Source organism: Pseudomonas sp. LAP_36 (assembly GCF_019456785.1).
Classification (GTDB): domain Bacteria; phylum Pseudomonadota; class Gammaproteobacteria; order Pseudomonadales; family Pseudomonadaceae; genus Aquipseudomonas; species Aquipseudomonas tritici.
In genome coordinates, this window is the sequence record NZ_JAHZMS010000012.1 from 1 (window position 1) to 22,010 (window position 22,010).

At 60.3% G+C, this 22,010-nt stretch carries 19 protein-coding genes; 12 read left to right on the forward strand and 7 right to left on the reverse strand.

All coding sequences use genetic code 11. The annotated features are described in order from the left end of the window. Window positions 1-184: 184 nt before the first annotated feature. Window positions 185-1,048 carry a DMT family transporter gene (locus JBO08_RS25870; protein WP_225930672.1) on the forward strand — a complete coding sequence of 288 codons (864 nt, stop codon included), beginning with the start codon at window positions 185-187 and terminating at the stop codon, window positions 1,046-1,048. 57 nt (window positions 1,049-1,105) lie between these two features. Here JBO08_RS25870 and JBO08_RS25875 read toward each other — a convergent pair whose 3' ends face one another. Together JBO08_RS25875 and hslO are read right to left on the reverse strand one after the other, a co-directional pair. Beyond that, on the reverse strand, window positions 1,106-2,647 hold the full coding sequence (locus JBO08_RS25875; RefSeq protein ID WP_065875833.1) for a phosphoenolpyruvate carboxykinase: 1,542 nt from the start codon (window positions 2,645-2,647) through the stop codon (window positions 1,106-1,108). A gap of 179 nt (window positions 2,648-2,826) precedes the next feature. Next, window positions 2,827-3,729, reverse strand: coding sequence for an Hsp33 family molecular chaperone HslO (gene hslO / locus JBO08_RS25880; RefSeq protein ID WP_065875835.1), 903 nt, complete (start codon window positions 3,727-3,729; stop codon window positions 2,827-2,829). Window positions 3,730-3,833: 104 nt separating this feature from the next. Here hslO and JBO08_RS25885 point away from each other — a divergent pair, with 104 nt between their 5' ends. Further along, a complete protein-coding gene (locus JBO08_RS25885) occupies window positions 3,834-4,631 on the forward strand; it encodes a phosphatase PAP2 family protein (RefSeq protein WP_220075198.1) in 798 nt (265 codons plus the stop codon). 147 nt (window positions 4,632-4,778) lie between these two features. Here the strand turns inward: JBO08_RS25885 and JBO08_RS25890 are convergent, their stop codons facing one another. Beyond that, window positions 4,779-5,186 (reverse strand): RNA-binding S4 domain-containing protein, encoded by a 408-nt coding sequence (locus JBO08_RS25890; protein ID WP_065875839.1) that lies wholly within the window; start codon window positions 5,184-5,186, stop codon window positions 4,779-4,781. Window positions 5,187-5,302: 116 nt separating this feature from the next. On the opposite strand from JBO08_RS25890, the gene JBO08_RS25895 reads away from it, so the two are divergent. Genes JBO08_RS25895 through rimK form a run of 3 tightly spaced genes read left to right on the forward strand, consistent with a single transcriptional unit; the run spans window position 5,303 to window position 7,480 of the window. Continuing rightward, window positions 5,303-6,109: an EAL domain-containing protein gene (locus JBO08_RS25895; RefSeq protein ID WP_220075197.1), complete on the forward strand. Its 807-nt coding sequence runs from the start codon at window positions 5,303-5,305 to the stop codon at window positions 6,107-6,109. 19 nt (window positions 6,110-6,128) lie between these two features. Continuing rightward, window positions 6,129-6,578 (forward strand): ATP-dependent zinc protease, encoded by a 450-nt coding sequence (locus JBO08_RS25900; RefSeq protein WP_175403004.1) that lies wholly within the window; start codon window positions 6,129-6,131, stop codon window positions 6,576-6,578. Further along, window positions 6,575-7,480, forward strand: a complete 906-nt coding sequence (gene rimK / locus JBO08_RS25905) for a 30S ribosomal protein S6--L-glutamate ligase (protein WP_049710586.1) — start codon at window positions 6,575-6,577, stop codon at window positions 7,478-7,480. The genes JBO08_RS25900 and rimK overlap by 4 nt, the downstream gene beginning before the upstream one ends. A gap of 147 nt (window positions 7,481-7,627) precedes the next feature. On the opposite strand, the gene JBO08_RS25910 is transcribed toward rimK, so the two are convergent. Next, window positions 7,628-8,941 carry an ATP-binding protein gene (locus tag JBO08_RS25910; RefSeq protein ID WP_065875846.1) on the reverse strand — a complete coding sequence of 438 codons (1,314 nt, stop codon included), beginning with the start codon at window positions 8,939-8,941 and terminating at the stop codon, window positions 7,628-7,630. Between the two features lie 116 nt (window positions 8,942-9,057). Further along, window positions 9,058-9,798 carry a two-component system response regulator OmpR gene (ompR, locus tag JBO08_RS25915; RefSeq protein ID WP_010214095.1) on the reverse strand — a complete coding sequence of 247 codons (741 nt, stop codon included), beginning with the start codon at window positions 9,796-9,798 and terminating at the stop codon, window positions 9,058-9,060. A gap of 356 nt (window positions 9,799-10,154) precedes the next feature. Here ompR and JBO08_RS25920 point away from each other — a divergent pair, with 356 nt between their 5' ends. The 7 genes from JBO08_RS25920 to tauD all read left to right on the forward strand — a co-directional run bounded on the left by JBO08_RS25920 (window position 10,155) and on the right by tauD (window position 18,356). Continuing rightward, on the forward strand, window positions 10,155-12,479 hold the full coding sequence (locus JBO08_RS25920) for a Tex family protein (protein ID WP_065875847.1): 2,325 nt from the start codon (window positions 10,155-10,157) through the stop codon (window positions 12,477-12,479). Next, entirely contained in the window at window positions 12,479-12,862 is a 384-nt protein-coding gene (locus JBO08_RS25925; protein ID WP_049710588.1) for a PaaI family thioesterase, read from the forward strand. The genes JBO08_RS25920 and JBO08_RS25925 overlap by 1 nt, the downstream gene beginning before the upstream one ends. Window positions 12,863-13,076: 214 nt before the next feature. Continuing rightward, a complete protein-coding gene (gene gshA / locus JBO08_RS25930; protein ID WP_065879762.1) occupies window positions 13,077-14,660 on the forward strand; it encodes a glutamate--cysteine ligase in 1,584 nt (527 codons plus the stop codon). Window positions 14,661-14,901: 241 nt separating this feature from the next. Further along, the gene (gene tauA / locus JBO08_RS25935) at window positions 14,902-15,879 is read left to right on the forward strand and encodes a taurine ABC transporter substrate-binding protein (RefSeq protein ID WP_220075196.1); all 978 of its coding nucleotides are present in this window, start codon (window positions 14,902-14,904) and stop codon (window positions 15,877-15,879) included. Window positions 15,880-15,895: 16 nt separating this feature from the next. Beyond that, complete coding sequence (tauB, locus tag JBO08_RS25940) at window positions 15,896-16,675, forward strand: taurine ABC transporter ATP-binding subunit (RefSeq protein ID WP_064450187.1); 780 nt, start codon at window positions 15,896-15,898, stop codon at window positions 16,673-16,675. Further along, window positions 16,672-17,508, forward strand: coding sequence for a taurine ABC transporter permease TauC (tauC, locus tag JBO08_RS25945; RefSeq protein ID WP_065875857.1), 837 nt, complete (start codon window positions 16,672-16,674; stop codon window positions 17,506-17,508). The genes tauB and tauC overlap by 4 nt, the downstream gene beginning before the upstream one ends. Before the next feature lie 11 nt (window positions 17,509-17,519). Beyond that, window positions 17,520-18,356 (forward strand): taurine dioxygenase, encoded by an 837-nt coding sequence (gene tauD / locus JBO08_RS25950; RefSeq protein WP_065875859.1) that lies wholly within the window; start codon window positions 17,520-17,522, stop codon window positions 18,354-18,356. Between the two features lie 113 nt (window positions 18,357-18,469). Here the strand turns inward: tauD and mgrA are convergent, their stop codons facing one another. Beyond that, the gene (mgrA, locus tag JBO08_RS25955; protein WP_065875862.1) at window positions 18,470-19,507 is read right to left on the reverse strand and encodes an L-glyceraldehyde 3-phosphate reductase; all 1,038 of its coding nucleotides are present in this window, start codon (window positions 19,505-19,507) and stop codon (window positions 18,470-18,472) included. A gap of 155 nt (window positions 19,508-19,662) precedes the next feature. Then, window positions 19,663-21,624 carry a choline transporter BetT gene (gene betT, locus JBO08_RS25960; protein ID WP_175406738.1) on the reverse strand — a complete coding sequence of 654 codons (1,962 nt, stop codon included), beginning with the start codon at window positions 21,622-21,624 and terminating at the stop codon, window positions 19,663-19,665. Between the last annotated feature and the right edge of the window lie 386 nt (window positions 21,625-22,010).

Consider the following 22,010-nt stretch of genomic DNA (forward strand, 5'->3'; position numbering starts at 1 on the left):
CTTGTCACTCACCGCTCTCACCTTCAGTTTAAGCCTGGTTCAAGACACAAGCGGGCTTGCTCGCGAAAGCGGAGGGTCAGTCGCCGAATATGTTGACTGATACATCGCTTTCGCGAGCAAGCCCGCTCCCACACTGGATCTGCACTAATCTGCTCAACCGCGCACTGAACAACAAGGACTTTACATGGACGTAATAATGGGCCTGCTGGCCGCCGTGCTCTGGGGTGGCACGGACTTTCTCGTGGGCCTCAACGCCAGAGCCGTGGGCGTTAAACGCGCGGTCTATTTTGGCCAAGCGCTCGGTTTCCTGATCATGACGCTGCTGCTGGTCATCTTCCCCACCTTCCTGTTCAAATCTCTCGATGCGCCGCTGAGCGTCTGGCTGCTGGGCATCGCTGCTGCATTGCTTACCGTCTCCGGCGCCCTTGCGCTGTCCAAGGCTTTTGCCCTGGGTAAAGCGGCCATCGTCGCGCCACTGGTGACGTCCTACGGCGTGGTCACCACATTGCTGTCCTGGGCCAGCGGTGAGCACATCAGCCTGATCCAGCTGGGCTGCATCGCCCTGTGCGTGATCGGCGTGATCCTCTCCAGCATCCACAAGGACAACGGTGTACCCCACAACAACCCACGCCTGTCCATTGCCTACGCCATGCTTGCCGCGTTGCTGTACGGCACCAGTTTCTGGCTGCAAGGCCGGTACACCTTACCGGCGCTGGGGCCGGTCTCGATGTTGTGGCTGGGTTACCTGGTAGGCCTGTGCGTGCTGGTGGTGATGGTGCTGAAGATCAAGGACGGCCTGAAAATCCCGCCGCTGAAAAACTGCGTGACCTTGACCGGGGCTAGCCTGATGAACCTCGGTGGGTTCTCGGCGTTTTCGTGGGGGGCGATGGCGGGGTCGGTTTCGGTGGTGACGGTGATCAGTACGTTGTCGGGCGGGATTGCGGCGATGCTTGGGTTTGTGTTTTTCAAGGAGCGGTTGTCGGCGGTGCAGGTGCTGGGGGTTGTGCTGGTACTGGTCGGCGCTGTGGTTCTGCACATCGCCGATTAAACTCTCGCACACAAAAAAGCCGCCTACGAGAGGCGGCTTTTTCACACCGATCGAATCTTACAACTTAGGACCCGCAGCCTTGATCGCATCGCTCACTTCAAACTTCTTGAAGTTCTCGATGAACAACGCAGCCAGCGCCTTCGCCGCGTCGTCATAAGCAGCCTTGTCAGCCCAGGTGTTACGTGGGTTCAACAGGCCAGTCTCAACGCCCGGTACGGCCAATGGCACGTCGAGGTTGATGGTGTCCAGGTGTTCGGTTTCAGCACCGATCAACGCGCCGCTCTGGATCGCTGCGATGACGCCGCGAGTAGTCGGGATGTTGAAGCGGTTGCCGACGCCGTAGCCGCCGCCGGTCCAGCCGGTGTTGACCAGGTAGACCTTGGAGCCGAAGCCACGGATGCGTTTGATCAGCAGCTCAGCATATTCGCCGGCCGGACGCGGGAAGAACGGCGCGCCGAAGCAGGTGGAGAAGGTCGACTTGATGCCGCTGCCGGAACCCATTTCGGTCGAGCCCACCAGTGCGGTGTAGCCGGACAGGAAGTGGTAAGCCGCTTGTTCTTCGCTGAGAATCGACACGGGCGGCAGCACGCCGGTCAGGTCGCAGGTCAGGAAGATCACCGCGTTTGGCTCGCCGCCCAGGTTCTTTTCGGAACGCTTGGCAACGTGCTCCAGCGGGTAAGCGGCGCGGCTGTTCTGGGTCAGGCTGACGTTGGTGTAGTCGGCGTGCCTGGCATCGTCGATAACCACGTTTTCCAGCACGGCGCCGTGCTTGATGGCTTTCCAGATGACCGGCTCGTTCTTCTCGGACAGGTCGATGCACTTGGCATAGCAACCGCCTTCGATGTTGAAGACCACACCTTCGCCCCAACCGTGTTCGTCGTCACCGATCAGGTAACGGCTTTCGTCGGCCGACAAGGTGGTTTTGCCGGTGCCCGACAGGCCGAAGAACAGGGTCACGTCGCCTGCTTCGCCAATGTTGGCGGCGCAGTGCATCGGCAGGACGTCGGAAGCCGGCAGCAGGAAGTTCTGTACCGAGAACATGGCTTTCTTCATTTCACCGGCGTAACGCATGCCGGCGATCAGCACTTTCTTCTGGGCGAAGTTGAGGATCACGCAACCGTCGGAGTTCGTGCCGTCACGCTCAGGCACGCATTCAAAGTTGGCCACGTTGAGCACTTGCCACTCTTCACGACCGGCCGGGTTGTACTGGGCCGGGTTGATGAACAGGCAGCGACCGAACAGGTTCTGCCAGGCAGTCTGGGTGGTCATCTTCACGGCCAGGTAGTGGTCTTCGGAAGCACCTACATGGACGTGGGAAACGAAATGCTCTTGCGCGTTGTTGAACGCCTCGACGCGAGCCCACAGGGCATCGAACTTGTCGGCCGGGAACTTGCGGTTGATTGGGCCCCAGGCAATGGCGTCCTGGGTGGAAGGCTCTTCAACGATGAAACGGTCGACCGGCGAACGACCGGTACGGTGACCCGTTTCTACGACCAGTGCGCCAGTATCGGCAAGCACGCCTTCACCGCGCTGCAGGGCTTCTTTAACCAGATCATCAACACTCAGATCGGTGTATACGGCGTTGTTGGCTTGCGTCATGAGGTTCCCCGTCGGCCTATGGCCGAGTGCTCCAAACGTTTTGTAGTAGAAAGTTGCGCACTACTACCGCGAAAAAAGTGGGCCGGATTATGCCAGAAAAGCCCAAAAAAAGTAGGGCCCTCCCGTCAGAACAGCGCTAAACCGGCAATTGTCAGGTGATTCACCTGTGCTTAAACGTTTTAGTGGCGGGTGTCGGAAGGGGTATCGATGCCTGCGCCGGCGAACAATTGGGCGACATCGGCCGCATCGAACAGGTAGCGCTGGTTGCAGAACTGGCAGTCGATCTCGATATTGCCGCCGTGCTCGACCACCAGATCCTGGGCATCTTCCAGGCCCAGGCTGACCAAGGCATTGGCTGAGCGCTCACGTGAGCAGCTGCAACGGAAGCGCAGGCCTTGTGCGTCAAACAAGCGCACGGCTTCTTCGTGGTACAGGCGATGCAGGATGGTTTCGTTGTCCAGGCCGAGCAGCTCTTCCGCCGTCAGCGTACCGGCAAGGGCGGTCAGCTTGCGCCAGCTATCGGTGCGCTCATCGTCGTCCTTGATGCGGTCAGCCGGCAATTGTTGCAACAACAGGCCGCGGGCACGCTTGCCGTCGGCGTTGAGCCAGAACTTGGTGCCGACTTGTTGGGACATCACGAAGTAGTTGGTGAAGCAGTCCGACAGCGTTTCGCCGTCGAGGTCGACGATGCCTTGGTAGCGTTGGCCTTCGGTCGGGTCGACGGTGATCGCCAGCACGCCGTTGGCCATCAGGTCGGACAAGGTGGCGTCCGGGGCAATCTGGTCGGCGTCGTAACGGGCCAGGCCACGGATTTCGCGTTCGCTGGAACACTCGATCATCAGCATCGGGACCGGACCTTCAGACCGCGCCTGCAAAATAAGCAGACCGTCGAATTTCATCGTGCCCACCAGCAACGAGGCGGCCGCCATCAGCTCGCCGAGCAGTTGCGCAACCGGCTCCGGATAGGGGTGCTTGGCAAGGACTTCGGCATAGCTGCGCTCCAGCGAGACCAGTTCGCCGCGGGCGTCGTTCTCGTCGAAGATGAAGCGTTGGGTGAAGTCGGTATCCGGTAGATCAGTCATAGGTCTGGGTATCTGAATTGATGACAAATTGATTACAAGGTTTATAGAATTAAACGCTTTAGCACCGTTTTGGTGCGGTTTTCTAGAGCCGTGGGGGACAGTTTATGAACAATCCGGGTTTGTTCCAAGCCAAGTGGAACCTCGGGGGATGGGCCTGGTGCAATCTACTCGCGATCGGGCTGCTGTGTTTTTGGCTGTGGCCCACGGGCCAGATGCTGTGTGTGGTTTTCGACGAGTGGCTGTTTCATCTGCTCAATGATCCGCTGGCGAGCAACTCCACATGGCTGCACGTGTGGGCCGTGACCAGTTTGCGACCGTTTGATGCAGTGGTCGGCGTAATTCTGCTGCTGCTGTTGATTCGCGGTGATTGGGTATTCAAGGCCGTGCAGGTGCGCCAGGCATTGTTAGGTTTTGTCGGAATTCTGCTGCTGTTGCTGTTTATCCGCATGCTGTTTTCCAAAATCGCGGCACACATGGGCTGGCAACACAGTAGCCCGTCGATGGTAATCAGCGGGGCGATCCAGATGAGCGACTACTTCCCGGGGCTGGAAAAGACGTGGGAACTGAAGGACCGTTCGAGCCAGAGTTTCCCGGGGGATCACGCGTCGGTGCTGTTGATCTGGGGGATGTTCATGACGGTGTTCGCCAAGCGCATCGGCCAGGTGCTGGTGATTTGGGGCCTGGCAATGTTGTTCATGATGCCGCGCCTGGTGGCGGGGGCACATTGGGGGCAGGACGACTACATCGGTGGTGTGTTGCTGGCACTGTTGGCGCTGGGGTGGGGGTATTACACACCGTTTGCGGCGAAGGTGTCGGGTGGGTTGTTGCGGGTGACAGCGCCCGTCTTCCGGCTGTTTCAACGCGTGCCACTGATTAGTCGGCTAAGCGTCATACGCTTGTAGTGAGCGGGCTTGCCCCGCGCTGGGTCGCGAAGCGGCCCTAAAACCTGTCAATGCGTTCTGATGGTGAATCCACGGTGGCTGTATTCGATTGGGGCCGCTTCGCAGCCCAGCGCGGGGCAAGCCCGCTCACTACAGAAACGCGCTCGGTCAGTCGTCATTGCCACTGCCGCGAAACTTGAACAAGTCGCGGCGCTGCTTCTTGCTCGGCTTGCCATCGGTGGTCATGCCGATACCGCCGGCCTTACGCATCGCCGCCGCATTTTCACGCTTGGCAATACTGGCTTCGGTCTCGGTATACAGCGCCTGCGCTTCAGGCGCCCCACGGCGCACGATTGAAAGCGCCTGGACCACGACCGTTTTTTCATCAAACCCGGTACGAATCTGAAATTCATCCCCGACGCGAGGTTCCTTGCCCGGCTTGCAGCGCTCGCCACGATGATGCACCTTGCCGCTCTCGATGGCAGCCTTCGCCAGGGCACGGGTTTTATAGAAGCGCGCAGCCCACAGCCACTTGTCCAGACGGACTTTTTCTTCCTCTTCCTGCTTTTGAGCCACTTGAATTCCTCGCTCTGAAAAATGTCGCAACTTTAACGTTGAAACCCTTCGACGCATAAACCTCAAGGCTCACCTAAGATACGCCAGGTAGCACCCTGTTTTCGCGAGGATACGCTGTGACCGACTTTCCCACTTCACTCACCTCGCCTGACCAGCGCTGCGTGGGCTGCCAGCAAAGCGAGCCCTTGGGCTTCGATTTTGCGTTTGCCTACCAGCCTATCGTAGACCTTCGGGACCATTCGATCTTCGCCCACGAAGCCCTGGTGCGCGGTACGCAAGGCGAAGGGGCGCAGTTTGTGCTGGACCAGGTCGACGAAAGCAACCGCTACCGTTTCGACCAACGCTGCCGAACCCAAGCGATCGCCGGGGCGGCGGCCCTGGGTATGCAAACCCATCTTTCCATCAATTTCATGCCCAACGCCGTGTACCGTCCGGAGCTGTGCATCCGCAGCACCCTGGAGGCGGCTCGCGCGAACAATTTCCCGCTGAACCAACTGATTTTCGAGACACTCGAAAGCGAGCACGTAGATAACAATCGCCATTTGACGGATATTCTGCGTGAATACCGCGAATTCGGCTTCAAGACCGCCATCGACGATTTCGGTGCGGGTTATTCAGGGCTGGGTTTGCTGGCCGATTTTCAACCTGACTTGATCAAACTCGACATGGCACTGATTCGCGATGTCGATCAGGATCGTGTCCGACAGATCATCGTCCGGGGGATTGTCACAATCTGTGAGCAGTTAGGGGTTACTGTCATCGCCGAAGGCATCGAAAGTGCTGGTGAGCGTGACTTCCTTTCCGACTGCGGAATATTTCTGATGCAAGGTTATTGGTTCGCCAAGCCTGCATTCAAAGCCCTGGCTGAGGTTTCACCCCAGGCCTGGGCGAATCGATCGGTTACCCATATTGAAGACATTTGACCATTTGACCGTTGTGGGTCTGCGTGAGTGGGTGGCACTTCCCGACCTGGGAGTGGCAGGCCTGCGCGCGAAGATCGACACCGGTGCCAGTACCTCCAGCCTGCACGCTACCGATATCGAGCCTTTTGAGCGCGACGGCGAGAAATGGGTGCGCTTTACCGCGCACCTGGGCAGCATTGTGCAACTGCGCCACCGCCGCTGCGAGGCGCCGCTGGTGACGATGAAAACCATCAAAAGCTCCAACGGCCACGCGCAGGTGCGCTACGTGATCAGCACCACCCTGGCGCTGGGTGATCGGGTATGGCGGGTGGAATTCACCCTCGCGTGCCGCAAGGCCATGCGTTATCGCCTGTTACTGGGTTCCAAGGCGCTGATTGACGGCCAATTGGTGGTCAGTCCAGGCGTCAAGTACGTTCAAGACAAGCCGGTGTTCCCGGTCTCTACTATTTCTGCCCCAGGTGCTGCATGAAGATTGCTGTGCTGTCGCGAAACCCGCGTCTGTATTCCACCCGTCGCCTGGTTGAGGCCGGCACTGAACGTGGCCACGAAATGGTGGTGATCGACACGTTGCGTGCCTACATGAACATTGCCAGCCATAAACCGCAGATCCATTACCGGGGTAAACCGCTGGAGGGGTTTGATGCAGTGATCCCTCGCATCGGAGCTTCGGTGACGTTTTATGGCTGCGCGGTATTGCGCCAGTTTGAAATGATGGGCGTATCGCCCCTCAACGAATCAGTCGCCATTGCCCGCTCTCGGGACAAGTTGCGCTCGCTGCAGCTGCTTTCACGCCGGGGCATCGGCCTGCCAGTGACCGGTTTTGCCCACTCCCCCGACGATATTCCCGACCTGATCGAGATGGTCAATGGCGCGCCGCTGGTGATCAAGGTACTGGAAGGCACCCAGGGCATAGGTGTGGTGCTGTGTGAAACCGCGACGGCGGCGGAATCCGTGATCGAGGCATTCATGGGTCTCAAGCAGAACATCATGGTGCAGGAATACATCAAGGAAGCCGGCGGCGCCGATATCCGCTGCTTCGTGGTGGGTGACAAGGTGATTGCGGCGATGAAGCGTCAGGCCAAGCCGGGGGAGTTCCGCTCCAACTTGCACCGCGGTGGTAGTGCCAGCCTGATCAAGATCACCCCCGAGGAACGCATGACCGCGCTGCGGGCGGCGAAGGTGATGGGTTTGAGCGTGGCGGGTGTGGACATCTTGCGCTCCAACCATGGGCCACTGGTGATGGAGGTGAATTCATCGCCGGGGCTGGAAGGGATCGAGACCACCACAGGCAAGGATGTGGCGGGGATCATCATTCAGCATTTGGAAAAGAGTGGCGGGGCGAATATGACTCGGACCAAGGGCAAGGGCTGACAAACCCCAACCCTCCACCTCCAGACTCTCACAACGACTGTGGGAGCTGGCTTGCCCGCGATAGCGGAGGCTCAGTCAACAATGACGTTGAATGCGCCGCCCTCATCGCAGGCAAGCCAGCTCCCACATTTGGATCGCTGCTGTTTGTTAGACCGCGTCTCTCGGCAACATCAGCCCGAGCGGCAAACGCACTCGCGCCTCTAACCCTCCCTCCTCGCGGTTACGCAACTCAACATTGCCGCCATGCATCGAGGCAATCCGCCGCACAATTGCCAACCCCAGACCAGTACCCTTACCACCTCGGGCACGGTCGCCGCGGGTGAAAGGGTTGAAGATCCCCTCCAGCTCGTCCGGGTCGATGCCCGCGCCCCGGTCCATGACGCTCAGCACCACATAGGGCGCAGCACTGTCGCCGGATACATACGCCGCCACTTCAACATCGGAACCGGCGTGATGCAAAGCGTTGCCGATCAGGTTGTTCAACAGGCGCTTCATCGAGACCCGCCGCAACGCAAAAGGCTGGATCGGCTCAAGGCGCATGCGCACCTGCTCACCGTTCTGGTTGTAGGGCGCGACCACCTCACGCACCAAGTCAGTCAGGTCGACCTCTTCCACCACCTCATCCCGGCCATCACGGATGAACGCGAGGAACTGGTCGAGAATAGCGTCCATGTCCTCAATGTCGCGGACCATGTCATCGGTGAGATCGCTATGGTTGCCCATCAACTCCAGAGACAAGCGCAGCCGCGTCAAGGGTGTGCGCAAGTCGTGGGAAACTCCCGCCAGCATCAACTCGCGTTCGCGCCCGGCCTGCTCGACGTCTTCCGCCATCTGGTTGAACGCGCCGTACACCTCGGTCATCTCGCTGGGCGTATCGCTGACCGGCAAGCGCACGCTGCGCCCTTGGCCCAATTGGCGGGCGGCAAACACCAGGCGTTTGAGTGGTTGGTTGAGCTGCCGGACAAAGATCCACGCCGACGCCGTTGAAAGCAGCCCGATCGCCAGGAACCAGCCCAGCACGTTCCAGATCTTCTGCCCACGCAGCGGATGCGGGTACAGCGGCACTTTCAGCCAATCCTCACCCAGGCTTGGCGCGCGCACCCACAACGCTGGCGATACATGCATACGCAGCCGCACCTCAGTGTCTTCACCGAGTTCAGACTGCATCTGGCGCTGGTAGATTTCACTGTAGGGCCAGTGTTGCTCACCCTCGGGCACCCCCGCGCCCGCCACACGGACCAGCGTGGCGGCCTTGGCGATTTTCTCGCGGTTCTCGGGGTCAGCCGCCCAATAGGCGCGCAGCGTCAAGGCAACACCGTGGCTGTATTGTCGATCCACCAGCACGTCCTCGTTCATCAACAGATAAACCAGCGTGAGTGCTTTAGAAAACAGAACGACGATCAGCACCAGCCAAAGGGTGCGAGAGAAAAAGCTTTGGGGGAACCACAGCGGGGTTTTCATAGAAGACAGCTAGATACCTTGCAGAAACGAGCAGCGCTCGCAGAATTGCAGACGCCGGGCCTCCCGTCGATTCTCATGGAATCAAACGCCGGGAGGCCCGCCCTGCAAATCATCGGTCAACTGGTTTTATTGCCATCCGGCACAAACACATAACCCACACCCCACACGGTCTGGATATACCGAGGCTTGGATGGGTCCGGCTCGATCATCCGGCGCAGACGGGAAATCTGCACGTCAATGGAGCGCTCCAGGGCGTCCCATTCCCGGCCACGGGCCAGGTTCATCAGTTTGTCACGGGTCAGCGGCTGGCGAGCGTTCATCACCAGGGCCTTGAGCACGGCGAATTCGCCAGTGGTCAGCATGTGCACTTCATCGCCACGCTTGAGCTCACGGGTCGCCAGCGACAGTTCGTAGTCGCCAAAGGTGACGCTTTCGTCTTCGCTGCCGGGTGCGCCCGGTACCGGGGCCGCCTGGCGACGCAACACGGCCTTTACCCGCGCCATCAGCTCATCGGGGTTGAACGGCTTGGCCAAATAGTCATCAGCGCCCAGCTCCAGGCCCTTGATGCGGCTAAGCTCATCGCCCTTGGCGGTGAGCATGATGATTGGAATCTGGTTGTTCGCGCCGCGCAGGCGTTTGCAGGCGGTGAGGCCATCTTCGCCGGGCAGCATCAGGTCGAGTACGACCAGGTTGAACACTTCACGCCCCAACAGGCGGTCCATCTGCTCAGTGTTCGGCACCGCGCGGGCGCGGTAGCCCTTGGAGTTGAAGAAACGCTCCAGCAGGCTGCTCAGCCCCGGATCGTCGTCAACGATGAGAATTTTTTCGCCTTCAGCAGTTTGTGCAGTGCTGCTCATTAGATGCTCCTCTTATCTCGGCGCGCATTATGGCCTAGCTGCCGTTATACGCACCGTGTGCATTGTTAGCAGATTTTTCCTCTACTGCCAGCGAACCCGCGCCCTACAACCGTTGGCGCAATCCCCCCCAAGGGCAGAACGCTGGTTATAATGCGGCGCCGTCGTGCAGGGCAACGTCAGATCGTTACCGTTTGATGCCGAGGCTTTTTTCACCGCTTGTCGTGATTTTTTCGATTTCGAGGGTCAATAGGCTGCCTCTTGACCCAGGCAGCGGCGCCAGTCGGGCCGCTCAACCAGCCTCCCAACGCCTTGTTTTCCGGGCTTGCGAGCTGCTTTTAAGAATTTCAGGTGGTTTTATGGACAGCATCAACAGCCGCATCGCCGAGGAACTCGGTGTACGCCCACAACAGGTCGAAGCGGCCGTCGCTCTACTGGATGAAGGCTCCACGGTGCCCTTCATCGCCCGTTACCGTAAAGAAGTGACCGGCAGCCTCGACGACATCCAACTGCGTCACCTGGAAGAGCGCCTGCGCTACCTGCGAGAACTCGACGAACGGCGCATCAGCATCCTCGCCAGCATCGAGGAACAAGGCAAGTTGACCCCACAACTCGAGCGCGACATCAAGCTCGCCGACACCAAGACCCGTCTCGAAGACCTGTACCTGCCCTACAAGCAAAAACGCCGCACCAAGGGCCAGATCGCCTTGGAAGCTGGCCTGGGCGAGCTGGCCGACGGGTTGTTCAACGACCCGTCGCTGACCCCGGAAACCGAAGCCGCACGCTTCATCGACGCCGAAAAAGGCGTCGCCGATGTCAAGGCCGCCCTCGAAGGCGCCAAGTACATCCTCATGGAGCGCTTCGCCGAAGACGCCAGCCTGCTGGAAAAACTGCGTACCTACCTTAAGCAGGAAGCCATCCTCAGTGCCCGCGTCATCGCCGGCAAGGAGGAAGAAGGCGCCAAGTTCCGCGATTACTTCGAACACGACGAACCGCTCAAGAGCATGCCGTCCCACCGCGCACTCGCTATTTTCCGTGGCCGCAACGAAGGCATTCTCAGCTCCGCGCTGAAGGTCGGCGACGAGTTGCCGGGCACCATGCACCCTTGCGAAGGCATGATCGGTCAACAATTCGGCATCCAGAATCAGAACCGTCCTGCGGACAAGTGGCTCGGTGAAGTGGTGCGCTGGACCTGGAAGGTCAAGCTCTACACCCACTTGGAAACCGACCTGCTGGGCGAACTGCGCGACGGCGCCGAAACCGAGGCGATCAACGTGTTCGCCCACAACCTGCACGACCTGCTGCTGGCTGCCCCGGCCGGGCCACGTGCCACTCTGGGCCTCGACCCAGGCCTGCGCACTGGTTGCAAAGTGGCCGTGGTCGATTCCACCGGCAAGCTGCTGGACCACGCGACTGTCTACCCGCATGTGCCGCACAACAAATGGGACCAGACCCTCGCGATCCTGGCCGCCTTGTGCGCCAAACACTCGGTCGACCTGATCGCTATCGGCAACGGCACCGCCAGCCGTGAGACCGACAAGCTGGCCGCCGAACTGATCAAGAAATACCCAGCCATGAAGATGACCAAAGTCATGGTCTCCGAGGCTGGTGCTTCGGTGTATTCGGCGTCGGAGTTGGCATCCAAGGAATTCCCGGACCTCGACGTGTCGATCCGTGGCGCGGTGTCGATTGCTCGTCGCCTGCAGGATCCACTGGCCGAACTGGTGAAAATCGACCCTAAATCCATCGGCGTGGGCCAGTACCAGCATGACGTGTCGCAGCTGAAACTGGCGCGCGGCCTGGATGCAGTGGTGGAAGACTGCGTAAACGCCGTGGGCGTAGACGTGAACACCGCTTCCGTCGCGTTGCTGGCACGTATTTCCGGCCTCAACGCCACGCTGGCGCAAAACATCGTGACTCACCGTGACGAAAACGGCGCGTTCAAAACCCGTGCAGCGCTGAAAAAAGTCGCACGCCTGGGTGAAAAAACCTTCGAACAGGCCGCCGGTTTCCTACGCGTGATGAACGGCGATAACCCGTTGGATTCTTCCGCGGTTCACCCGGAAGCCTACCCGCTGGTGCAACGCATCGCCGCCGAAACCGACCGCGACATCCGTTCGCTGATCGGTGACGCTGCATTCCTCAAGCGTCTGGATCCAAAGAAGTACACCGATGAAACCTTCGGTGTACCGACCATCACCGACATCCTGCAAGAGCTGGAAAAGCCGGGCCGCGACCCCCGCCCCGAGTTCAAGACCGCCGAGTTCCAGGACGGTGTCGAAGACCTCAAGGACCTGCAACTGGGCATGATCCTCGAAGGCGTCGTCACCAACGTGACCAACTTCGGCGCCTTTGTGGATATCGGCGTGCATCAGGACGGTTTGGTACATATCTCCGCGCTTTCGGAGAAATTCATCAAGGACCCGCGCGAAGCGGTGAAAGCCGGTGACGTGGTCAAGGTCAAGGTCATGGAAATCGACATCCCGCGCAAACGCGTCGGCCTGTCGATGCGCATGAGCGACACCCCCGGCGAGAAAATCGACGGTGCCCGTGGCGCACGCCCAGGCTCCGCACCGCGCCAGTCGCAAAACAGCGCGCCACGCAAGGAAACCGCCACCGCAGCGCCGAGCAACAACGCCATGGCCTCGCTGTTCGCCAACGCTAAACAGCTGAAGAAGCGTTGATGGAAATTCCGGCCGGCTTGACCCAGAGCGCGTTCAGCGAACTGATCGGCTGCCGTCTGCAACGCCTGGAGGAAGGCGTTGCCGAGGTGGCCCTGACCCTCGAGCCGCACCTGCGCAACCGCGCGGGCAAGCTCCATGGCGGGGCGATTTTCAGCCTGGTGGACATTACGATGGGGCTGGCCTGTTCCAGCTCACATGGTTTCGACCAGCAGAGCGCGACCATCGAGTGCAAAATCAACTATATCCGAGCGGTGGAAGGCGGTGACGTGCTGTGCACCAGCCGGGTGATTCATGCCGGGCGCCGCACGCTGGTGGTCGAGGCGGATGTGTACCAAGACGAAAGACTTGTCGCAAAAGCGCAGGGCACCTTCGCTGTCCTATAGCTCCCTACCCCCGATTTGAGTTAATTTCGGCGCTGCAATCACAGCGTCGGAATTTTCTTGCCGCGCTGTAGCCAAATTCATGGAGTGAAGTAGGCTTTTTCACAGCGGGTCAAATCGACTCTAAACCAGGCGATCACGCCAGTTTTAACTTCACCCTTGTAGACCGTCCTGCCCACCCCCATATTGGGGCGACTGACGCGTGAAGGAATCCAACTTGAGCGAACTTCTCAACCGCCGCCTGGCTTTGCTCGGCAAGCGCGAACACCTCTCCCTGCTAGAGCAGTGCTTGCACGGCATCGAGCGCGAATGCCTGCGCGTTACGGGTGAGGGCCGCCTGGCACAAACGCCGCACCCCGAAGCCCTGGGCGCCGCGTTGACCAACGAATTGATCACCACTGACTACTCGGAATCGCTGCTGGAGTTCATCACTCCCGCCCTGCCCAACCCGGCCGATACCCTGAGCAGCCTGGACAAGATCCACCGCTTTGCCTACACCAAGCTCGGCAGCGAATACCTGTGGAGCCCCTCGATGCCGTGCCCGTTGCCGGCCGAAGAAGACATTCCGATTGCCTACTACGGCACGTCCAATATCGGACAGCTCAAGTACGTGTACCGCAAGGGCCTGGCCCTGCGTTACGGCAAAACCATGCAATGCATCGCGGGCATCCACTACAACTTTTCCCTGCCGGAACAGCTGTGGCCGTTGCTCAAGGAAACTGAAGGATTTGTCGGTACTGACCGCGACTATCAGTCCAACGCCTATATCGCGCTGATCCGCAATTTCCGTCGCTACAGCTGGCTGCTGATGTACCTGTTCGGGGCCTCGCCAGCGCTGGACGCGGGCTTCCTGCGCGGTCGCTCGCACCAGTTGGAAGTGCTCGACGCTGACACCCTGTACCTGCCCTACGCCACCAGCCTGCGCATGAGCGACCTGGGTTACCAGAGCAACGCCCAGGCCGGCCTCACGCCGTGCTACAACGACCTGGCCAGCTACACCGACAGCCTGCGTGAAGCGGTGGCAACGCCCTACGCGCCGTACGTAGAAGTCGGCACGCACAAGGACGGTGAATGGGTACAGCTCAACACCAACATCCTGCAAATCGAAAACGAGTACTACTCCAACATCCGCCCCAAGCGTGTGACCTACACCGGCGAGCGGCCGATCCAGGCGCTGATGGCGCGTGGCATCCAGTACATCGAAGTGCGCTGCCTGGACATCAACCCATTCCTGCCGATGGGCATCGATCTGCCGGAATCGCGTTTCCTCGACGCTTTCCTGCTGTATTGCGCGCTGAACGACAGCCCGCTGTTCGCCAACAACGAATGTGGCAACGCAACCTCCAACTTCCTCAGCGTGGTCAAGGAAGGTCGCCGTCCGGGCCTGCAATTGCAACGTCAGGGGCAACCGGTGGACATGAAGGAATGGGCTGCCGAGCTGCTGGAGCAGATTGCACCGTTGGCCGCGTTGTTGGATGAGAGCCACGGCATCACCGAGCACAGCCAGGCGCTGGACGCTCAGTTGGCCAAGGTCAAGGACCCGTCCCTGACGCCGTCGGCCCAGGTGCTGGCGGCGATGGCCGAGCGTAAAGAGAGTTTTGCGCAGTTCTCCCTGCACCAGAGCCAGGTGCACGCTGAGCACTTTCGCAAGGAGCCGTTGCCGGCGGACGAGCAGGCGCGCTTTGAACAGCTGGCACGTACATCGCTGGCGCAACAGGCAGAGCTGGAGCAGAACGAAGTGGGCGACTTTGATGTGTTTGTCGGGTCGTACCAGGCGAGCATTCTGGCCATCAGCAACTAAATCCTTACGCGGTCCCCTGTGGGAGCTGGCTTTCCTGCGATAGCATCAACTCGGTCTATCTGGAATACCGAGTTGTCTGCATCGCAGGCAAGCCAGCTCCCACATTTGCGCCTCAGCCTGAAGACCGAGTCGCACTTTTCTGCTCATAAGCTAATTCGAAAACGTTATTTATTTTCGGATTCTTAGATCATTTAGTCTCCTCACACGCCGACCCTCGGCCGCCTGATTGAGGAGCTTCCCCTTGAAACTGTTAACCCCTCTGCGCTTCCTGGCCGCATTGTCCCTGGCCGGTGCCAGCCTGTTTGCCCAGGCGGCGGATGTGACCATCGCTTACCAGACCACCGTGGACCCGGCCAAAGTCGCCCAGGCCGACGGCGCGTACGAAAAAGCCACCAACGCCAAGATCGACTGGCGCAAATTCGACAATGGCGCCGACATCATCGCGGCCATCGCTTCCGGCGACGTACAGATTGGCTACCTCGGCTCAAGCCCGCTGACCGCTGCGATCACCCGCAAAGTACCGGTGGAAACCTTCCTTGTCGCGACCCAGATCGGCGGCGCCGAAGCCCTGGTGGCGCGCAACGGTTCCGGGATCAACAGCCCGCAGGACCTGATCGGTAAAAAGATCGCCGTGCCCTTCGTGTCCACGGGGCACTACAGCCTGCTCGCCGCGTTGAAACACTGGAACATCGACCCGTCCAAAGTGACCATCCTCAACCTCGCCCCACCGGCGATCATCGCCGCCTGGAAGCGCGGTGATATCGACGCTACCTACGTGTGGGACCCCGCCCTGGGCGTGGCCAAGGAAAACGGCAAGGTGCTGATCACCTCCGGCGAGCTGGCCAAGTTCGGCGCGCCGACCTTCGACGCGTGGATCGTGCGTAAGGACTTCGCCGAGAAGCACCCGGAAATCGTCACGGCGTTCGCCAAAGTCACTCTGGATGCCTACGCCGCCTACCGCAAAGACCCACAAGCCTGGATCGCCGATAAAACCAACGTCGACAAACTGGTGAAGCTCTCCGGCGCCAAGGCCAGCGACATCCCATTGCTGCTGCAAGGCAACGTCTACCCGCTGGCCGCTGACCAGGTGACCCTGCTGGGCGCACCGACCACCAAGGCCGTGACCGACACCGCTGCGTTCCTCAAGGAACAAGGCAAGGTCGAAGCGGTGCTGCCGGACTACGCACCTTTCGTCAGCGCCAAATTCATTACCCACTGATCAGGAGTTCACTGCGATGGCCTTGCTTCAGCTGGAGCGCATCAGCGCACAGTACCCAGGCGCCACAGAACCGGTACTGTCCGACATTTCACTCGACCTTGGGCCCCAGCAATTGCTGGTGGCGCTCGGCCCGTCCGGCAGTGGCAAGACTTCGCTGTTGAACCTGATCGCCGGCTTTGTCGAACCGTCTGCCGGGCGCATCACCCTGGACGGCGTGCCGGTCAAAGGCCCCAGCGCCGAGCGTGGCGTGGTGTTCCAGGACGACGCCCTGCTGCCCTGGCAGGACGTGCTGGCTAATGTGGGCTTCGGCCTTGAACTGGCCGGTGTACCTAAGGCGCAACGTGAAGTGCGCGCCCGGGAAATGCTCGCGTTGGTGGACTTGGCGGGTTTCGACAGCCGTCGCATCTGGCAGCTTTCCGGCGGCCAGAAGCAACGCGTTGGCCTGGCTCGCGCCCTGGCTGCCGACCCTCGCGTGTTGCTGATGGACGAACCCTTCGGCGCCCTCGATGCGTTTACCCGCGAACAGATGCAGGAGCTTTTGCTGCAAGTCTGGCGGCGTACAGCCAAGCCGGTGTTCCTGATTACCCACGACATCGAAGAAGCCGTGTTTCTTGCCACCGACCTGATTCTGCTGGCGCCCAACCCGGGCCAGATCGTCGAGCGTCTGCATTTGGATTTCGGCCAACGCTATGCAGCGGGTGAATCGGCACGGGCAATCAAGTCTGACCCGCGCTTTATCGAAACCCGCGAGCACGTGCTGGGCAAAGTGTTCTCCCAACGGCAGGTGTCCGCATGAGCAGCTACGAACTCCCCGCCACCGCCGCACAACCGGTGGCGCACGCGGTTATTCCGGCACGTCGCAGCTTGAGCACGCGCTGGATCAGCCTGCTGACCCTGGTCGCGTTGCTGGCCATCTGGTGGGCCGTGACCGCCACCGGCTTGATCGAACCACTGTTCCTGCCACCACCCTCCGCCGTGCTGCAAAAAGGCTGGCTGTTGGCAACCACGGGCTACATGGACTCCACGTTGTGGCAGCACCTGGGTGCGAGCCTCAGCCGCATCGGCCTGGGCCTGGGCTTTGCCATACTGACCGCCGTGCCGGTAGGGATTGCCATCGGCTCCAACCGAATTGCGCGGGGCATTCTGGACCCGCTGATCGAGTTCTACCGGCCGATCCCGCCCCTGGCTTATCTGCCGCTGATCGTGATCTGGTGCGGCATTGGCGAGCTGTCCAAAGTGCTGCTGATTTATCTGGCGATCTTTGCACCGATTGCCATCGCCACCGCCACCGGCGTGCGCACTGTTGACCCCGCCAAATTGCGGGCGGCGCAGTCGCTGGGCGCTACCCGTGCCCAGCTGATTCGGCACGTAATCCTGCCGAGTGCCCTGCCCGACATCCTTACCGGCGTGCGCATCGGCCTGGGTGTGGGCTGGTCCACTTTGGTCGCCGCCGAGCTGATCGCGGCCACCAGCGGCCTGGGCTTCATGGTGCAGTCGGCGGCGCAGTTCCTGGTCACTGACGTGGTGGTGCTGGGCATCCTGGTGATCGCCCTGATCGCCTTCGCCATGGAAATGGGCCTGCGTGCCCTGCAGCGAAAACTGGTGCCGTGGCATGGCCAGGCACATTGAGTGAGAACAGCATGAGCAGCCTGACCGTTACCCCACTAAGCACCGCCTTGGGCGCCCAGATCAATGGCGTCGATATCACCCAGCCGCTGACCCTCGAACAGCGTGACGCCATCGAACAGGCGTTGCTCACGCATTCGGTGCTGTTCTTTCGCGACCAGCCGATCACCCCACAGCAGCAAGCACGGTTCGCGGCGAATTTCGGTGATCTGCATATTCACCCGATCTACCCCAACGTGCCGGAACAGCCCGAAGTATTGATCCTGGACACCGCCGTCACCGACGTGCGCGACAATGCCGTTTGGCACACCGACGTGACCTTCCTGCCCACTCCGGCGTTGGGTGCGGTGCTGAGTGCCAAGCTGCTGCCGGCCTTTGGCGGCGATACGCTGTGGGCCAGTGGGATTGCGGCGTATGAAGCACTGTCCGAGCCGTTGAAACGATTGCTCGATGGACTCACCGCCACCCACGACTTCACTAAATCCTTCCCGCTGGAGCGCTTTGGCAACACCGCCGAAGACCTGGCGCGGTGGGAAGAAGCACGCAAGAAGAACCCACCGCTGTCACACCCGGTGGTGCGCACGCATCCGGTGAGTGGGCGTAAATCGTTGTTTGTGAGTGAGGGCTTCACCACCAGGATCAACAAGCTGGAACCGGCGGAAAGCGAGGCGATTCTGAAGCTGTTGTTCGCCCATGCCACCCGCCCGGAGTTCACCATCCGTTGGCGCTGGCAGGAGCACGACGTGGCGTTCTGGGATAACCGTGTGACCCAGCACTACGCAGTGGATGACTACCGGCCGCAGCGGCGGGTGATGCATCGAGCCACAATCTTGGGCGACGTACCGTTCTAGAGCCTGGCTAAGCTCAAATGTGGGAGCTTGGTGGACCTGCCAACAGATTCATCGACTGACACTCCGCCTTCGCGAGCAAGCCCGCTCCCACAAATTTACCCAGGTGTGTCCGGTTATTCAGCGGTGGATGGCTTTTCCCACAAGTTGATCCCGCCTTCCTGCGCAAACCGATCAATCTCCGCCAATTCCTCTGCACTGAAGCTCAAATTCTTCAACGCCCCGACGTTCTCGATAATCTGCTCCGGCCGGCTCGCACCGATCAACGCGCTGGTCACCCGTGGATCACGCAACGTCCAAGCCAACGCCAATTGCGCAAGGCTCTGACCACGACGCTGGGCGATTTCATTAAGCGCCCGCACATGAGCGATGTTTTCTTCGGACAGGTGCTTGGCCTGCAACGAACCACCGCCTGGGCGATTGACCCGCGCATCCGCCGGTACACCGTTGAGGTACTTGTCAGTCAGCAAACCCTGGGCCAGTGGTGTGAAGGCAATCACCCCGGCACCGAGCGCCTCGGTGGTGTCCAGCAGGTCTTTTTCGACCCAACGGTTGAGCAAGTTGTAGGCCGGCTGGTGGATGAGCAGCGGCACTTTCCACTCTTTGAGCAAGGCCGCCATTTCGCGGGTTTTTACCCCGGAGTAGGAGGAAATACCGATGTACAACGCCTTGCCTTGTTGCACGGCGGTGGCGAGGGCGCTGGCGGTTTCTTCCAATGGGGTGTCGGCGTCAAAACGGTGGGAGTAGAAGATATCCACGTAGTCGACGCCCAGGCGTTGCAGGCTCTGGTCGAGGCTGGCCAGCACGTATTTGCGCGAACCGCCGCCTTGGCCGTAGGGGCCAGGCCACATGTCCCAGCCGGCTTTGCTGGAAATGATCAGTTCATCACGGTAGTGCTTGAAGTCTTCGCGCAGCAAACGGCCGAAGTTGATCTCGGCGCTGCCGTAGGGCGGGCCGTAGTTGTTGGCCAGGTCGAAGTGGTTGATCCCCAGGTCGAACGCGGTGCGCAGCAGGGCGCGCTGGGTGTCGATCGGAGTGCTGTCGCCAAAGTTGTGCCACAGCCCCAGGGACAGTGCAGGCAGCACCAATCCACTGCGGCCTACGCGGCGGTACGGAATAGATTCATAGCGGTTTTCGGCAGCAATGTAAGTCATCGAATCCTCTCTTGGACGTAGGCAAATAAGGCCTGGGAATAACGATATTCCCAGGCCTTTTAACCAGCTGAATCGCTTAACTCTGCCCTTTCTTTTTACAGCAAAGTCTTGTGAGAGTGGTACGGTCCAATGACGTAAATGCGCGGTCCGTCGCCTCAGCGCACCAAATGCAGGAACTGCAGGTGCCGCTCGTACTGGTCGAGAATGTCGTTGATGATCTGCTCCTTGGTGTAGCCGACCAGATCGTAGTCCTGGCTACCCTCGCTCAAGTGCACTTCCGCCCGGTAGTAGCGACGGTTGTTGAGCTGCTTGGAACCCATTCCACCGCGTGCAAATGACGGCGTGAAATAGCCACGCATCTGCACCTGATAAACGAACGGATGTTCCTCGCCGTGGCCGATTTCCAGGCTGACGCTGTCGTTGGACGGATCGGGCTGGGTGACAACCCTGAGGCCTTTTTCGACGAACACCGCCGTCACCTCTTCAATCGCCGGGCGCACCGTGGTCTCAAGGAACCGGTACACCTCATCCCGTGACGGGAAATGCACGGCCTGACTCAAGCGCTGGCGCCAGCCGCCTGTGCCCTTGCGTGAACCCGACACCGGCGCCAGCGAATGCAGTTGAGCGATCTGCTTCTGCGATTCGAGGTAGAACGCCTTGTGCAGCCCCCACATCATCAGCAGCAGGATCATCGAGAACGGCAACGAGGTCAGCACCACCGCGGATTTAAGCGAGTCGATGCTGCCGGCAAACAGCAAGGCACTGGTGACCAGCCCGGTCATCGCGCCCCAGAACACCCGCAGCCATTTCGGCCCATCTTCGTCGGCGTTGCCGCCCTTGGACGACAGGGTTGAGAGCACCACGGTGCCGGAGTCGGCCGACGTGACGAAGAACACGAAGCTGATAAACACCGTGACCGCGATGACGGTTTTGCTCCACGGGTAGGTTTCCAGCAGCAGGTAGAGGCTCATCGACGGGTCATCGATGGCCGACTGACCGAGTGCGGTCAGCCCGTGGTTGAGCACCTGGTCGATGGCGCTGTTGCCGAAGATCGACATCCACGCCAGGGTGAAGCCCAGCGGGATCAGCAGCACGCCGAACACGAATTCGCGGATGGTCCGGCCACGGGAAATGCGTGCGATGAACAGGCCCACGAACGGCGACCATGCAATCCACCAGGCCCAGTAGAACACCGTCCAACCGCCCAGCCAGTCGCTGGGTTTGTCGTAGGCATACACGTCGAAACTCTTGGTCGGCAAGGCGCCCAAGTAGTCACCGATGTTCTGGATCAGGGTGTTGAGCAAATGCTGGGTGGGCCCGGCGAACAGTACGAACAGCAGCAGCGCACAGGCCAGCAGCATGTTGATGTCGGACATCACCCGCACGCCCTTGTCGACGCCGGAGACGGCGACCAGGATCGCGGCGCCCATCATCAGTGTGATCAGGCCGACCTGAATCCATTGGGTATGAGCAATGCCGAACAGGTAATCGAGACCGGAGTTGAGGTGCAACACCCCAAAGCCCATGTCAGCGCCGAGGCCGAACACCGTGGCGATAATGCCGAAGCCATCCACCGCGTAACCGATGGGGCCATTGATGCGCTTGCCGATCAGCGGGTACAGCGCCGAACGCAACGCCAGCGGCAAGTTATGCCGGTAGGCGAAATACGCCAAGGCCATACCCACAAAGGCGAACACGCCCCAGCCGTGCAGGCCCCAGTGCAGAAACAGCACCTGCATGGCCTGGCGCGCGGCATCGGCATTCATCGGCGCACCCTGAGGCGGTTGCACCAAGTGCGTCAGCGGCTCGGACACGCAGAAGAAAAACAGCGTGATGCTGATCCCGGCGGCGAAGAGCATGCCGGCCCAGGACAGGTAACTGAATTCGGGCTCGTCGTGGTCGGCACCGAGTTTTATCTTGCCGTAGCCCGATAGCGCGGTGACCACCACGAAGACCAGATACAGGGTCATCGCCAGCATGTAGTACCAGCCGACCGTATTGGCCGCCCAGTTTTGCGCCGCCAGCAGCCAGGCGCCGGCCTGTTGCGGAATAGCGATGACCGTGATGCCGAACAGCAGGATGAAGCTGGCGGCAAAGTAGAAGACCGGCGCATTCATGCGCACCAGGCCGCTTGCGGGGGTGGACGATGCACTCATGAACGATGCACCCCGACGATGAGGGATGTGGCTGTAAATAACGGACTCAGCAAAGGTAAGCCTCCTGTTGTGAGCGGGCAGCGAACCACCGGGTTTAACTTGAACGAGCATTCAAGTTAAACATGGATAGGCGGTCTGGGACTAATCGCAGGGCCGAGTGGTAGACAATTCCCACACTAGCTCAGGGAAAGGTATGACGGGCGGAGATGACAAAACGTTCAGCACATAACCCGAGGAAAGATCAGAAAACGCCAAGCAATATGTGCCGCTCTACGACCAGGTCTATAACGACCTGGCCGCGCGGCGCAACGAATGGTTGCGCGAGCAAACCCGCCTGTCACTGAGTC